Annotated in this window: 11 protein-coding genes; 7 read left to right on the top strand and 4 right to left on the bottom strand. The window is 61.1% G+C overall.

From position 1 onward, the window contains the following. The 7 genes from NF676_RS13065 (at position 1) to NF676_RS13035 (ending at position 8558) form a co-directional block, all read left to right on the top strand. On the top strand, positions 1-1308 hold the full coding sequence (locus NF676_RS13065) for an O-antigen ligase family protein (RefSeq protein WP_252887869.1): 1308 nt from the start codon (positions 1-3) through the stop codon (positions 1306-1308). Next, positions 1302-2231, top strand: coding sequence for a glycosyltransferase family 2 protein (locus NF676_RS13060; protein WP_252887868.1), 930 nt, complete (start codon positions 1302-1304; stop codon positions 2229-2231). The genes NF676_RS13065 and NF676_RS13060 overlap by 7 nt, the downstream gene beginning before the upstream one ends. 17 nt (positions 2232-2248) lie before the next feature. Beyond that, entirely contained in the window at positions 2249-3667 is a 1419-nt protein-coding gene (locus NF676_RS13055; protein WP_252887867.1) for an oligosaccharide flippase family protein, read from the top strand. A gap of 31 nt (positions 3668-3698) precedes the next feature. Then, on the top strand, positions 3699-4754 hold the full coding sequence (gene galE, locus NF676_RS13050) for a UDP-glucose 4-epimerase GalE (RefSeq protein ID WP_252887866.1): 1056 nt from the start codon (positions 3699-3701) through the stop codon (positions 4752-4754). Between the two features lie 30 nt (positions 4755-4784). After that, positions 4785-6263: a family 16 glycosylhydrolase gene (locus NF676_RS13045; RefSeq protein ID WP_252887865.1), complete on the top strand. Its 1479-nt coding sequence runs from the start codon at positions 4785-4787 to the stop codon at positions 6261-6263. 408 nt (positions 6264-6671) lie between these two features. After that, the gene (locus NF676_RS13040; protein WP_252887864.1) at positions 6672-7856 is read left to right on the top strand and encodes an MFS transporter; all 1185 of its coding nucleotides are present in this window, start codon (positions 6672-6674) and stop codon (positions 7854-7856) included. Between the two features lie 27 nt (positions 7857-7883). Beyond that, positions 7884-8558, top strand: coding sequence for a polysaccharide lyase family 7 protein (locus NF676_RS13035; RefSeq protein WP_252887863.1), 675 nt, complete (start codon positions 7884-7886; stop codon positions 8556-8558). A 67-nt stretch (positions 8559-8625) separates the two neighbouring features. On the opposite strand, the gene NF676_RS13030 is transcribed toward NF676_RS13035, so the two are convergent. From NF676_RS13030 to NF676_RS13015, 4 genes are all read right to left on the bottom strand, one after another. Beyond that, on the bottom strand, positions 8626-10116 hold the full coding sequence (locus NF676_RS13030; protein WP_252887862.1) for an aldehyde dehydrogenase: 1491 nt from the start codon (positions 10114-10116) through the stop codon (positions 8626-8628). 1 nt (position 10117) lies between these two features. Continuing rightward, on the bottom strand, positions 10118-11020 hold the full coding sequence (locus NF676_RS13025) for a dihydrodipicolinate synthase family protein (RefSeq protein WP_122610468.1): 903 nt from the start codon (positions 11018-11020) through the stop codon (positions 10118-10120). 48 nt (positions 11021-11068) lie between these two features. Continuing rightward, positions 11069-12385 (bottom strand): NAD(P)/FAD-dependent oxidoreductase, encoded by a 1317-nt coding sequence (locus NF676_RS13020; protein ID WP_252887861.1) that lies wholly within the window; start codon positions 12383-12385, stop codon positions 11069-11071. Between the two features lie 124 nt (positions 12386-12509). Beyond that, positions 12510-13571: a GlxA family transcriptional regulator gene (locus tag NF676_RS13015; protein ID WP_252878085.1), complete on the bottom strand. Its 1062-nt coding sequence runs from the start codon at positions 13569-13571 to the stop codon at positions 12510-12512. Between the last annotated feature and the right edge of the window lie 22 nt (positions 13572-13593).

Below are 13593 nucleotides of genomic sequence, written 5' to 3'. Positions count from 1 at the left end.
ATGAACCGCCTGCAAGTGCGTTATTCGACACTGGCCGATGCCTTCACCTTGTTTGGCGTGCTGTTCTATACGCAAGTGATCGGCTTCTTTCTGCGCCTGGGGAATGTGAGCACGCTGGACGATGCCCAGCAGGATCTGGAAGGCAATCTGGCCAATCAGGTCTGCGGCTTGCTGACGTTGCTGGTGCCGCTGTTCTTCTTCATTCGCCACAAAGTGTTCCTCAGCAAGAGTTTCTACCGGCAGAACCTGTTTTTGCTGTTGTTTCTCGGCTGCGTGGCGGCGTCGATCAGTTGGTCGAGCGAGCCGATGCTCAGTTTCAAGCGTTTCATTGCGCTGCTCAGCGTGGTGTTTTTTGCCGGTTTTATCGCTTGGCGCTACAGCATCGAGCGGATCGCTTTTCTGTTCGGCTGCGTGATCGGTGCAGCGGCGCTAGTCGGGTTGATCTTCGCCGTGATTCGCCCGGACATCGCCTTTATTTCCGGCGGCATCCGTGACGGGGCCTTTCGCGGGGTGTTCGCGGAAAAGAACGCTGGCGCACGCCTGAACGCGATTGCGATCCTGTTGCTGCTGCCGATGATCCGCCAGCGCAACCCGCTGGCCATGCTGTATGGGCTGTTCGCGCTGATCGCCATCGGTCTGGCGCAGTCAGCCACGGCGATTGCGCTGATCGTCGCCGGCACCGCCAGTTACGCCTACTTCATCACGCTGATCCGGCTGCGCATCAACCGCTCACTGCTGGCCTTCACCGCCGCCACGTTGGTGTTCTTCCTCTTGTGTGGGGTGCTTTACGCCAACTACGCCATGCTGCTGGAACTGGTCGGCCGCGACCCGTCACTCACTGACCGCACGTTGATCTGGGAGCTGTTGCAGCCGCTGATCGATGCGCAATTTCTCAAGGGCTATGGTTTCGGCGCGTTCTGGGCCAGTGCCGATGCAGATGCGTTCATTACGCGCTGGGGCTACATCGGCAACGCGCACAGCGGCTACGTCGAAACCCTGCTCAATGGCGGCCTGATTCAGTTGATCGCCCTGCTGCTGATGTTTGCCCAGACCCTGAGCAAGCGCTACCGGGCAATCACGGCGGATCAGTCGGTGCGCTATCAGGCCTGTGCGCTGGTGATCATCGGCCTGTTCGTCGTTACCAATTACGTCGCCTATGTGATTCCCAACTACCGCTCGGGTGAGTTCCTGATTTTCTGCGTGCTCAGCCTGACCTTCCGCCATCACCTCGTCGCCCGTCCGCAGCCGCTGCCAGCGGCGAATGCTCGGCCAATGCGCGGCACTTTCCGGGAGCAACGCCCATGCTGAATGATCCCTCGGCAGTCACCGTGTGCGTGGTGATTCCGCTGTACAACGCCGCCGCCAGCATTCAACGCACACTGGACTCGGTGTGCGCACAGACCCGCCTGCCGGACAAAGCCATTGTCGTTGATGACGGTTCCAGCGATGCCGGGCCAGAGATCGTCAGGCAGTACGCCGCGCCCTTCCCCATCGTGCTGTTGCAGCAGCCCAACCAAGGCCCGGCCAGTGCGCGCAATCGCGGCGTGTTCAGCGCCGAAGAAACCTTTATCGCTTTCCTTGATGCCGACGACCGCTGGCATCCGGAAAAACTGCAAAAACAACTGGCACTGCACGCGGAATTGACCCGACAGGGACGCAAAGTCGGTTTGATCGATTGCTTTCAGATGAGCGAATTCAGTGATGGCAAACGCCAATTGGAGGATCGCTGTAAACACGGCGAGCACTTTGCCGACTTCATGCGCGAGAACATCATCAACGGCACCTCCGGCGTACTCGCCCTGCGCGAGATCATCGTCGCCATTGGCGGCTTCGATCAGAGCCTGCGCTTCGCTGAAGATCGCCTGTTGTGGACGCGCATCGCGGAAATCAGCGAGATCCACAGCGTGCCGCAGATCCTCCACTGGCGCGCCGTCAATGCCGCCAACATCACCGCGCAACCGCACAAGTATTACCCGCACAAGCTGCGCTTCATCCAGCTGTACCTGGCGCGTTACGGCACCCGTTTGAACCAGCAACAGCGGATCTATTTCGTTCTCGCCAACCACGCGGAATTTCTCAATGCCTTCTCCCGGCGCGGCGATCATCGACGGGTTATCGAGGTGTTCCGGCAGATGCTCGGGCATTCGTGGCAGACGCTGTTGTTCTCCCGGGGCAAACCGACCCTGCGCTACCTCTACGCCTGCTTCAAAAGTCTGGGCAACAGCCGCTGAATTTCAGGGATCGCGCCATGGCCAACCGTCGCCTGATGACCCTCGCATGGATTTTCACCGAGAAGTTCGGCCTGATTTTCCTGTCGATGATTACCTTTGTCGTCTACGCGCATTTGCTGACGCCGACGGAGCTGGGCATCGGCACGTTGATCATCGCCGTGGTCGAAGTGGTCGGCATTCTGTTCTCGTCGATGCTGGAAGACCCGCTGGTGCGCCTGCAGCGGATGGAAGACAAACACATCAGCAGCGTGTTCTGGTTTGCCGTGCTGGTCAGCCTGCTATCGATTGCGTTGATCTCGTTGGCGGTGGTGCTGTATACGCCGTCCACCGCGTTGCGCTGGATGACCGCCGTGGCCTCGGTGAAAATCCTCTTCACCCTGATGGCCCGGGTGTATGTGGCACAGATGCGCCGCAGCGGCAATTTCAAGCTGCTGGCCTCGCGCACCTTGCTCGGCAAAGTGGCTGGCGGGGTTGGCGGCGTGGCTGTTGCGCTGCTGGGTTTCGGCCCGTGGGCGGTAGTCGCGCAGGCGCTGATCATGGACGGCGTTTCCACACTGGTACTGATGCGCAGCGAGCGTCGGCGCATTCCCTTGCTGATCGACCGCCAGGTGCTGGGCGAAGTGCTGCGCGCCGGTCTGCCGGTCTGCGTCAATGTCATGAGTTCGCAAACCCTGCAACGCGGCGTCAATCTGATTCTCGGCCTGACTGCCGGGGCGCACGCGGTGGGCATGTTCAATCTGGCCATGCGCATCATCGACCTGCCGCGCTCGGCGATCTGCAACGGCTTGATGAGTTACGCCCTGCCGGTGTTCGCCCGGCGCAGTGCCGAACCGGCGCGCCTGATCGGGGTTATAGGCGATTCCACGGCGATCAGCGGCTTCGTGCTCACGCCGCTGTTCTTCGGCATCGCCCTGACCGCCGAGGACATCATCCTGCTGATCTTCGGCGCGAAATGGGCCGATGCGATTCCTTTGCTGCAAGTGCTCGCCTGCACGGCGGCGCTGGGCAATCTGGCGCTGTATGCAACCACTGCGCTGGTGGCGGTCAATCGCACGCACTTGACCCTCAAGGCGGAAGTCGCCACCACCCTGCTCGCGCTGGCGCTGGTGTATCTGCTCGGAGCGACCTACGGCGGCATGGCGGCGGCGCTGGCATTGCTGCTGCGCACGCTGCTGATCACGCCGTTGCAGGTACGCGGCCTGCACGCCGCGATCGGTTACGACTGGCGCAGCTTCTTTCAGTCCAGTTACCGCAGCCTGCTTGCCTCTTTCGTGATGGTCGTCGTGGTGATGTGGCTGTCGCGGCAGACCGGCCTGTCCGGTTATGCGCACCTGGCCGGCGACATTGCCATCGGCACGCTGACCTATGCCTTGGCCTACAGCCTGCTGCACCCGCGCTGGCCGCAAGAATTCAAGTTGGTGTTCACCGCCCGCTGAGCTGCATTTCCTCGCAATGGAGAACGTCGTCATGCGCAAAACCACGTTGATCACGGGCGGTGCCGGCTACATCGGTTCGCACACGGCATTGCAACTGATCGAAGCCGGACACTCGGTGCTGATCCTCGACAATCTGTGCAACAGCAGCCGCGAAGCAGTCGCACGGCTGGAGCTGTTGAGTCATTCGCACGTCGATTTCATCGAGGGCGATATCCGCGACGCCGCACTGCTGGACGAGATTTTCAGCACCTACGCGATCGACGCCGTGCTGCATTTCGCCGGGCTCAAAGCCGTTGCGCAAAGCGTGCGCCGGCCGATGGATTACTACGCCAACAATGTGTTCGGCACGCTGAACCTGTGTCAGGCGATGGCCCGCGCCCACGTGTTCAATCTGGTGTTCAGTTCCTCGGCGACGGTGTACGGCGAGCCCTCCCGCATGCCCATCATCGAAGACCACGGCACCGGCAAACCGGCCAATCCCTACGGGCGCTCGAAGTTGATGATCGAAGAATTGCTCAGCGACCTTGCCCTCGCCGATTTACGCTGGAACATCGCTGTGCTGCGTTACTTCAACCCGATCGGCGCGCACCAGAGCGGGCTGATCGGCGAAGCACCCAGCGGTCGACCGAACAATCTGCTGCCGTGCCTGACCGAGGTTGCCAGCGGCCAGCGCGCGGCGTTGACCGTTTACGGCAACGACTATCCAACAGTCGACGGCACCTGTATTCGCGATTACATCCATGTGCTGGATCTGGCCGAAGGTCATCTCAAGGCGCTGCAGGTTTTGCAGGGCGACGAGCATGGCCTGCACGTGTGGAATCTCGGCAGCGGCACCGGCTACAGCGTATTGCAGATCATCAGCGCCTTCGAAGACGTCACCGGCCTGCGCATTCCCTACCGGTTCGCTGCCCGCCGCGCCGGTGATGTCGCCGAGTGCCGCGCCGATGCGAGCAAGGCCGGGCGCGAGCTGGGCTGGCGGGCGCAACGCGAGCTGACGCAGATGCTCATCGACAGCTGGCGCTGGCAGACCAGCAACCCGTGGGGCTACCGCCCGCAACCGGCGCCGCTGCTGGCGGTGGGTAGCTGAACCGGCGCACATCCATGTTAGGGACGACTCATGAACAGATCACCATGCTTGCTGTTGGTTTTGCTGCTGCTGAGTGCTGGCGTCAGCGCCAATATTCCACGACCGGTCACTGAAGGCCTGGTGTTGTGGCTGGACGGCAATGACCCGGCCGCGATGACACTGGAGGGGCAAAACCAGGTCGTACGCTGGCTGGATAAATCCGGCAAGGGCAATGACGTCACTGTCGACAACCGCGCGGCGACGACATTGCCCACGCGCGTCGACAACGCCCTCAACGGCCACGGCGTGGTGCGTTTCAACGGCACGGCAGCGTTCATGGGCCAGGCGATCCGCACAAGCAAAGGCCCGGTGACGGTCTTCGTCGTCTCGCGACGTCTGCCCGAGCAGGCCGGCGGCAAGGCCTGGCAGCGACTGTTCAGCTCGCGGCCGCAACTGGCGGACAACGATAACGTCGCACCGAATTTCGGCATCAGCGTGCAGCAGACCAGCGCCTACGAGCCAGCCCTGGCCTTGCTGGAAACCAGTGACGTGCCGATCGGCCCGTTCGCGGTGGCGCGCAATGTGGTGGGCACCTCGGAGATTCTGCGAGGCGACATCGCCGAGGTGCTGGTTTATGACCGCCCATTCAGCAGCCAGGACGAACGCCGCAATGTGTTCGAGTATCTGGCGCAGAAATGGGCGGTCGCCATGCCGCAACAGGTCGACGCGTGGACCCGCGTCGGTCCGCTAGGACCGACCCCGACGCACGTTACGCCCGATCTGCCGTTATCGGACCAGGCCAATGCCGGCGGTTGGACACGCGATACGCGGCTGTCAGACGAATTCAACGGCAGCGCCCTCGATGCCGAACGCTGGCACGTCAACAACGCCACCGGCACCGATTCCCTCGGGCGCAAACCGGCGCTGTTTTTGCCGGAGAACGCCAAGGTCGGCAGCGGTAATCTGAACATCACCTTCCGCAAACAGACCCTCCCGGAAAAATACGTCGCCCTGGGCTACAAGGACTACAGCTCGGCGATGGTGCGCACCAACGAACGGGGCATGTACGGCTATTACGAAGCCCGGGCGAAGCCGATGAACTCTGCCGGCTCCAGTGCGTTCTGGCTGGCGTGGACCGGGCTGCCGGACAACGCCACGGAAATCGACATATTCGAAATCGGCGGCAAAACCCGCGACGAAGCGTTCGACCGCCGGTACAACATGAACGCCCATGTCTGGGCCAGACCGCAGAATGATCAACACCTGAGTTCCGGCAGCACGTGGAATGCCCCTTGGCGGCTGGCCAGTACCTTTCATGTCTACGGTTTCGACTGGCAACCCGAGACCTTGCGCTGGTACGTCGACGGCGTACTCGTCCGGGAAGCAAAGAACAGCTACTGGCATTTCCCGATGCAAATCGTCTTCGACAGCGAAGCGATGTGGGACTGGTTCGGGGTGGTCGACGATGCTGACCTGCCGTCGGTGTTTCGCATCGATTACGTCAGGGTCTGGACCCGCTCGCCGCAGTAGTGCTGTGTTCAACGGGTTTGGACCTTCGCTTGCATCCGCCACAGCGTGCGGAAACCTCCCTGACGCTCGCGCAGTTCTTCCGGCGTGCCGTCCTGCACTAACTCGCCCCCCTCCAAGCGCCATCCCCCGCCCCTCGATACCCGCAAAAACCCCTCGATCCTGCTCGCAAAGGTTGACGTGCGCCAAGCCAACCGAGAGCTGCCCTCGCCCTTTGCTCTACCATCCATCGGCTGTGTTGGAAAATCATCAAACCCCAGTGCAAGTCCGTTATCAGAATCGGTAACCACTCCAGCAACAGACATCCTCAGGGACACTCATGGCTAATGATCCCTCCAACTCCGACCGCACCAGGTTCAGGCCGGAGCATGCGGTCGAGACAACCTTTCCTGCCAGCAATCCGATTTCACCGTGAGTCTTGACCGGCGCAGCCTCAATCTTGTCGCGGCAGCGTTCGCGCTGACGGCGTTGTCCTATGGCCTCGCGCGCTTCGCTTACGGATTGCTGCTGCCGCAGATTCGTCAGGATCTGACGCTCAGCGTGACCGCTGCGGGATGGATTGGTGGCAGTGCGTTCGCCGCTTACTGTGTGGGCATCGTTGCGACGTTTGTCTGCAATGGCAAAATCAGTCCGCGCGGGTTGACGGTGATGGCCGGTGCAGCGGCCACGCTGGGGATGGGCCTGGTGGTTGTGGCCTCGTCGGGGCTGACGTTGGGCTGTGGTGTGGCGCTGGCGGGATTGAGCACGGGTCTGACTTCGCCGCCATTGGCCAGCGCGGTGGCAGCGCGTCTTGATGATGCGGATCGCCCGCGGGCCAATGGTTTTATCAATGCCGGGACAGCGGCGGGAATCGTTTTTTCCGGTTTTGCGGCGATATTGGCGGCCGGGCAATGGCGCCAGCTGTATGCCCTGTTTGCCTTGACCGGCATCGGCGTCACGATCTGGCTCTGGTTTGCGGTACCGCGCCGGGTCGAGCGTGACGTCGCGCAGAGCTTCTCGCTGGCAATGCTGCGTCGACCCGGCGTACTGCCTTTGTGCGCCAGTGCTTTCCTGATGGGCCTGGCGAGCACGGCGATCTGGACATTCGGCGCCGATATTTTGCGCAGTGAGGCTGGTTTCTCCGATCAGGCCATTGCGTGGGCGTGGATGGTATTGGGCGCAGCGGGAATCAGCGGCTGCATGACCGGCGTGCTCACTGGCCGCTTCGGTGTCGCACGCATGCAGCACCTAGCGCTTGCCGGAATCGCCCTCGGGACATTGGGCCTTTCTGCCGCATCAGTTTCCGCCGGATCGGGCCTCGCCGCGATGTGCCTGTTTGGCGCGGCCTACATCGTTTCTTCAGGCGTTTATCTGCTGCAAGGCATTCGTTTGTTGCCGGACCGCCCGGACCTGGGACTGGGCATTCCGTTTCTGCTTCTGGCGCTCGGTCAGACCGCTGGCACGCCGGTTTTCGGCGCTGTGCTGGAGGCTGCCGGTGTGATCGTTGCCCTTTGTGTTTTCGCGGCGGCCGCTTGCGCCGCCATGGTGCTGTGCCCAAGAGATGGTGAAAGTCCGCGCAGACAGATGTGCCAATCCACCGAAGGCTTGGGTCGCTAATGATTTTTATCGTCAGGAGTACAAACCATGGCCGTAAACATCAGCAATCTCACCCTCTCCACCCCGGTACCCGTCTCGGCGACCAATCCGGTCGCACTTGAGCTCAGCGGCGCCGAGGCCATTGCGCAATTTCCCAGCATCGTCACCGTGCTGCCGGACGGATCGCTGCAACTGTCCGCGCCGACCAAAGGCGCCTCAAGCAAGAGCACCCACCGCACCCGCTGCGAATGGAAAGAATCCTTCTATTGGTCGCTGGCCAGCGCCGCTGACCACCTCAACTATCAGGAGATGACCGTGACCAAGGTCAACTCTGCGCAGAAAGTCGTTATTTCGCAGATGCATGTGAAAAACGACGACAGCCCCGCCATCAAGGTGTTCTGGCAGAAAGGCAACATCACCATGGGCTTCCGCCAGAGTTTCAACCAGCCCACCCCGGTCAACACCACGGTGCTCAAGGGCGTACCGCTGGGCGCGAAATTCAAGGTGACCATTCGCGCCAACTCTGCCGGCGTAGCTCGAGTCACCGTCGACTACAACGGCGTTGTCGGTACATCAGGTGATTTGCAGCTCGACTCAACCTGGAATTCGCAGGTGTTCAATTTCCACGGCGGGGTCTACAACCAGATCGACTACACCGACGCCACCCCGCCAGAGGATGGCTCGATCTGCATCATCAGTGATTTGTTGATTTCGCATACCTAGGCGCTGAAACGAGCAAGGGCCTGCGTCAGCTTTCGCTGGCAGGCCCTTGTGTAGGTCCAGACGCCAATTACGACGCGTCGATCCAGATGGTTTTCAGTTCAGTGTATTGGTCGTGCGCCCAAATCGACTTGTCGCGCCCGCCGAATCCCGACTCCTTGTAACCGCCGAATGGCGTCGAGGCATCGCCCTCGCCGAAGCAGTTGACCGTGACGATCCCCGCGCGAATGCCGCGTGACAGTTTCAGCGCATTGCGCAGGTTGCCGGTGTACGCCGAAGCGGCCAGTCCATAGGCAGTGTCGTTGGCCAGAGCGATGGCTTCATCGACCGTGTGAAAGGTGGTGACGCTCAGCACCGGGCCGAAGATCTCCTCTTGGAACAGGCGACTGTCGGGGTTTACGCCATCGACGATGGTCGGCTCGACGAAGATATCGTGGCGAGTCTGGCCGCCCACCAAAAAGCTGAGATGCTCGTCGCGGGCGATATCGAGATACAAACGCACCTTGTCGAAATGCGCCTTGCTGATCATCGAGCCCAAACGGTTCTCCGGGTCCAGCGGGTCACCCATTTTCCAGTCGCCGAGCTGCGCCTGAACGCGCTGCAAGAGTTCGTCCTTGATGTCGGCGTGGACGATCAGGCGCGATGAGGCTGAGCAGTTCTCGCCCATGTTCCAGAACGCGCCATTGACCACATGCTGCGCGACCACATCGATGTCTTCGACATCGTTCATGACCACCGCCGGATTCTTGCCGCCGCACTCGAGCACGATGCGTTTCAGGTTGGATTCGCTGGAGTATTTGAGGAACAGCCGGCCGGTGTCGGTCGAGCCGGTGAAGCTGACCATTGCCACATCGGGATGACGCCCCAGCGGCTCGCCCGCCTCCTTGCCGCCGCCGGGCACGACGTTGAACACACCGGCAGGAATACCCGCCTGATGCGCCAGTTCGGCGACACGCAAGGTGCTCAGGGTGGTTTCCTTGGCCGGTTTGACCACGATCGAACAGCCTGCGGCCAGTGACGGGCCGATCTTCCAGGCGAGCATCAGCAGCGGGAAATTCCATGGCAACACCAGCCCGACCACGCCGATCGGCTCGCGCACGACCATGGTCACCGCGCCGGAACCGACCGGCGCCGTGGCGTCGTAAATCTTGTCGATCAGCTCGGCGTGCCAGCGCAGGGTATGGATGGTTTCCGGCACGTCGATGGTCTGGCACTCACGAATTGGCTTGCCACTGTCCAGGCTTTCCAGCACCGCCAGTTCATGAGCGTTGTCTTCCAGCAATTGGGCAAAGCGCAGCAACACCGACTTGCGCGCCGACGGTGCGAGTGACTGCCAGCGGCCTTCATCAAACGCTGCTTTCGCTGCTGCAACGGCCTGATCGATATCGTCGGCATCACACGCGGCAATCTCGGTCAGCACCTGCTCGGTGGCGGGATTGGTCGTGGTGAACGTCTTGCCGGACTTTGCCGGACAAAAACGCCCATTGATAAAAGCCTGATGGCGAAATTCCAGCTGCCCCGCCAGTTCACGGTATTGCTCTTTACTCAGCAGATCAGCCATTTCAAGCCTCCTCGACAATGCGCGCGACGTTCTTCTGCAGGGTTTCGATGACGTTTTTCAGTTGCTCTTTCTCGGCGGGCTCCAGCGCTTGCAAAGGTGCGCGTACACCGCCGGCACGCAGGCCGCTGAGTTCGCTGCCATGCTTGATCGACTGCACGAACTTGCCGCTCTCGAGGACGTCCATCAGCGGCAACATCGCCGACATGATCCGCCGGCCCTTGTCGAAGTTCTTCTCCAGTACGCAGGCTTCGTACAGCGCAATGTGTTCACGCGGGATGAAGTTGGAACCAGCGCAGACCCAGCTGCGTGCGCCCCAGGCAAAGAACTCCAGCGCCTGATCATCCCAGCCGCAGGACAACTGGATCTGCGGGTGCGAGTGAGCCAGACGATGCAGCCGTGCGGTCTCGCCCGAACTTTCCTTGATCGCGGCGATGTTCTTGCAATCGGCAATGGCAGCGAAGAATTCATCGCCCATCGCTACGCCCATCCGCGACGGATAGTTGTAAAGCATGATCGGCAGACCGGCGGCCTTGTCCACTGCGAGCACATGGGCGGCAATCTCTTTCTGCGTCGGCAAGGCATACGGCGGCGAGCCGACCAGAATCGCGTCTGCTTGCAGTGCCTTGGCCTTCTCGGCGAAGTACACCGAATCTTCGGTACGAATGCCGCCAGTGCCAACCACCAGTGGCAAGCGCCCGCGAATCACCTCTTTCGCGCGCTGGGCCACGGCGACCCGCTCCTCTGCGGTGTGCGCGTAATACTCGCCGGTCGAACCGCCGATCACGATGCCGTGCACCCCGGACTCGATCAGGTATTCGATTACTTCGGAGAACGCCGCATAGTCGATCTGGCCATCGGCGGACAACGGGGTAATGGCCGGGGTAAAGATTCCATCAAAGTTCATCGCGTTTTCTCCAGGGTTCAATATTCAGGATTTCGGGCTTCAGGTAATTCAGCTTTCTCTGCCGGCGCGGTACTGCCCCCACTTGAGGTTCATGTTCACCCCCAGCGATAGGAACGGTTCTGGCGGGTTGCTGTTGGGACCGGGGGTTTGCAGGAGGAAATCGATCAGCCCGTCGCGTTGGCCTGCCAGCCAGTCGGCCAGCAACTTTCCAGTGACAGTGCCGCGAGTGACACCGAGGCCGTTGCAGCCCAGCGCGCCGTAGACGTTGGGCGCCAGCTCACCGAAAAAGCCGTTGTGATTGCGCGACATCGCCAGCGCGCCGCCCCAGGTGTAGTCGAACGTGACGTTGGGCAGCATCGGGAAACGCTGGTCGAACGACGCCTTGTGCCGGCGCACGAAACGCTCGTTGTATTTGCGGTTGCTGCGGCCATCGGGGTTAAAGGTGAAGCTGTTGCGGATCAGCAAGCGGTTGTCCGGCGTGCGGCGCACCGTGGTGCCGAACGGATCAGCGGGAATGGCGCCCCAGAACGGTTTGCCACCCAAGCGCGCCTGCTCTTCCTCGGTCAGCGGCCGGGTGATGCTGGCGTAGGTGTAGATCGGCAACATGCGCCCTTGGAGGAAACCGAAACGCATTCCGAAGGAATTGTTCGCCAGAATCAGTTTGTCGGCCGTGATGCTGCCGTGGGCATGTTTAAGAACCGTCCTGGCGCCGTACTCGACTTCGAGAATCGGCGTGCGCTCATACAGCGTGACGTTGGCAGGCAGATTGTCGGCCAGGCCTTTGACCAGCCCGGATGGCTGCAGCAACACCGCGCCCGGCGTGAACAATGCCTTGCGGTAGAAATGCGTGCCCAGATGTTCAGGCAACTCATCGGCGTCGATCATTTGAAACGGCTGATCGAGTTTCTCCAGACCGCGACGATAGGCATCGAGCACGGCGATACCGCGATTCTCCACGGCAGCCTGATATTTGCCGCACGCCTTCATCTGACAGTCGATGCGGTACTGATCGACCAGATCACGCAGGATCGACTGCCCGGCCAGATTGAGTTTCAGACTGGTGCGCGCCAGTGCAATGTCACCGATGTAATCATCGGCGCCGATATCGTGCGGCAGGTCAATGGCAAAACCGGCATTGCGCCCCGATGGCCCTAATCCAACTTCCTGTGCTTCGACCAGTACTACTTCGTCATCGGGAAAATTCAACGCCAGTTGCCGCGCACAGGCGAGTCCGGTGAAACCGGCGCCGATGATCACCCACCGCGCCGAGCGCTGCCCACGGTGCGCAGGCTCGGGGCTACGCGGTTTGCTCAGATGAAACCAGCCACAACTGTCATCATCGGCGGGTAATGAACTGACTTTCATAGTGTTGAACCGTTAATCGTTGAAGTTGCAAAACGCACGCGGCACAAAGCGAACGCACGCAGTGGCGTTGATCGGAAACTGGTAAAACCGTGACTGGCGCAAACCGTCAGTTCGCGCGGCTGATTCAGTAGCTGGCGGCTAAGGCATAGCGCCCGTGGCTGGCAGAGTCGCTAGCGTAGTGGTAATCCCTGAACGTCATCGGCGGTAAGCCGAACAGATCCTTGAAGCGCTTGTAGAAGTGCGGATAACTGACAAATCCGGTCGCCAGTGCCACGTCTGTCATCGAGCGATCACTTTGCACGATCAATTGCCGTGCGCGGGTCAGGCGCAACTCCAGGTAATAGCGATTGGGCGCAGCGTTCAAATAGCGCGCGAACCGGCGTTCCAATTGTCGGCGCGACACTCCGACGTGACTGGCGATGGCATCGATTTCCATCGGTTCCTCGATGTTGTTTTCCATCAGGTCGATGGCGATGTTCAGCGGCTTGGGAATCGCTGCAGGCCGAACACCGTCGGCAGCTCCCGCAGGTTTGCCCTGTGCCGGCTGATGGACCCGTCTGATTTCATCGAGCAGCGCCACATCGTTGTGCGAACCCAGTCCTTGCATGATCGCCAGGGTCATATCCAGTGCCGCATGAGCGTTGGCACAAGTGGCTCGGCGCTGAGCGACGATGAATTCACGGCTGGAGGCTTTCAACTGTGGGAAGTACTCGCTGAGCAAACCGCAGCTGTCGCGGTGACAGGCGAATTCCTCAGCGCCGAGCAATCCCGCATCAGCCAGGTAGAACGCTGCATTCCAGCACCCGGCGACAATGCCCTTGCCAGCGGTTTTCTTCAGCACTCGGCGCAGCAGCGGTTGCGGCGCCAAGCGGACGCGCTGACCGCCGATCACAATCAGCGCGTCATGGTTGAAGCCCTCTGCGACCAGTCGTTGCGAATCGACCGGCACGCCAATATCGCTTTCGACACGTCCGCCCTTGAGCGACCAGGTCGAGACGGTGTACAGCGTTTCGCCATTGATGAGGTTGCCGGTAACCAGCGCGTCCATCGCCGTGGACAGGGTCGTCAGGGAGAAATTCTCAAGTAATACGAAGGCCACTCGCACCACTCGGGCCTGTCCGGCCACCGACGCGGACTGGCGAAAGCCGATGTTCTGCTGCTTCAACGGACTCTGAAAGGTTTCCATCTTCGCCTCACTCACTCGCCGT

It is taken from the genome of Pseudomonas siliginis (assembly GCF_024072275.1).
Lineage (GTDB): Bacteria > Pseudomonadota > Gammaproteobacteria > Pseudomonadales > Pseudomonadaceae > Aquipseudomonas > Aquipseudomonas siliginis.
Note: the sequence above shows the minus strand (reverse complement) of the source record. Positions and strands in the feature narration are given on the sequence as shown.

Coding starts and splice junctions, on each gene's coding strand:
- NF676_RS13065 (WP_252887869.1), top strand. CDS start 1: ATGAACCGCCTGCAAGTGCGTTATTCGACACTGGCCGATGCCTTCACC.
- NF676_RS13060 (WP_252887868.1), top strand. CDS start 1,302: ATGCTGAATGATCCCTCGGCAGTCACCGTGTGCGTGGTGATTCCGCTG.
- NF676_RS13055 (WP_252887867.1), top strand. CDS start 2,249: ATGGCCAACCGTCGCCTGATGACCCTCGCATGGATTTTCACCGAGAAG.
- galE (WP_252887866.1), top strand. CDS start 3,699: ATGCGCAAAACCACGTTGATCACGGGCGGTGCCGGCTACATCGGTTCG.
- NF676_RS13045 (WP_252887865.1), top strand. CDS start 4,785: ATGAACAGATCACCATGCTTGCTGTTGGTTTTGCTGCTGCTGAGTGCT.
- NF676_RS13035 (WP_252887863.1), top strand. CDS start 7,884: ATGGCCGTAAACATCAGCAATCTCACCCTCTCCACCCCGGTACCCGTC.
- NF676_RS13030 (WP_252887862.1), bottom strand. CDS start 10,116: ATGGCTGATCTGCTGAGTAAAGAGCAATACCGTGAACTGGCGGGGCAG.
- NF676_RS13025 (WP_122610468.1), bottom strand. CDS start 11,020: ATGAACTTTGATGGAATCTTTACCCCGGCCATTACCCCGTTGTCCGCC.
- NF676_RS13020 (WP_252887861.1), bottom strand. CDS start 12,385: ATGAAAGTCAGTTCATTACCCGCCGATGATGACAGTTGTGGCTGGTTT.
- NF676_RS13015 (WP_252878085.1), bottom strand. CDS start 13,571: ATGGAAACCTTTCAGAGTCCGTTGAAGCAGCAGAACATCGGCTTTCGC.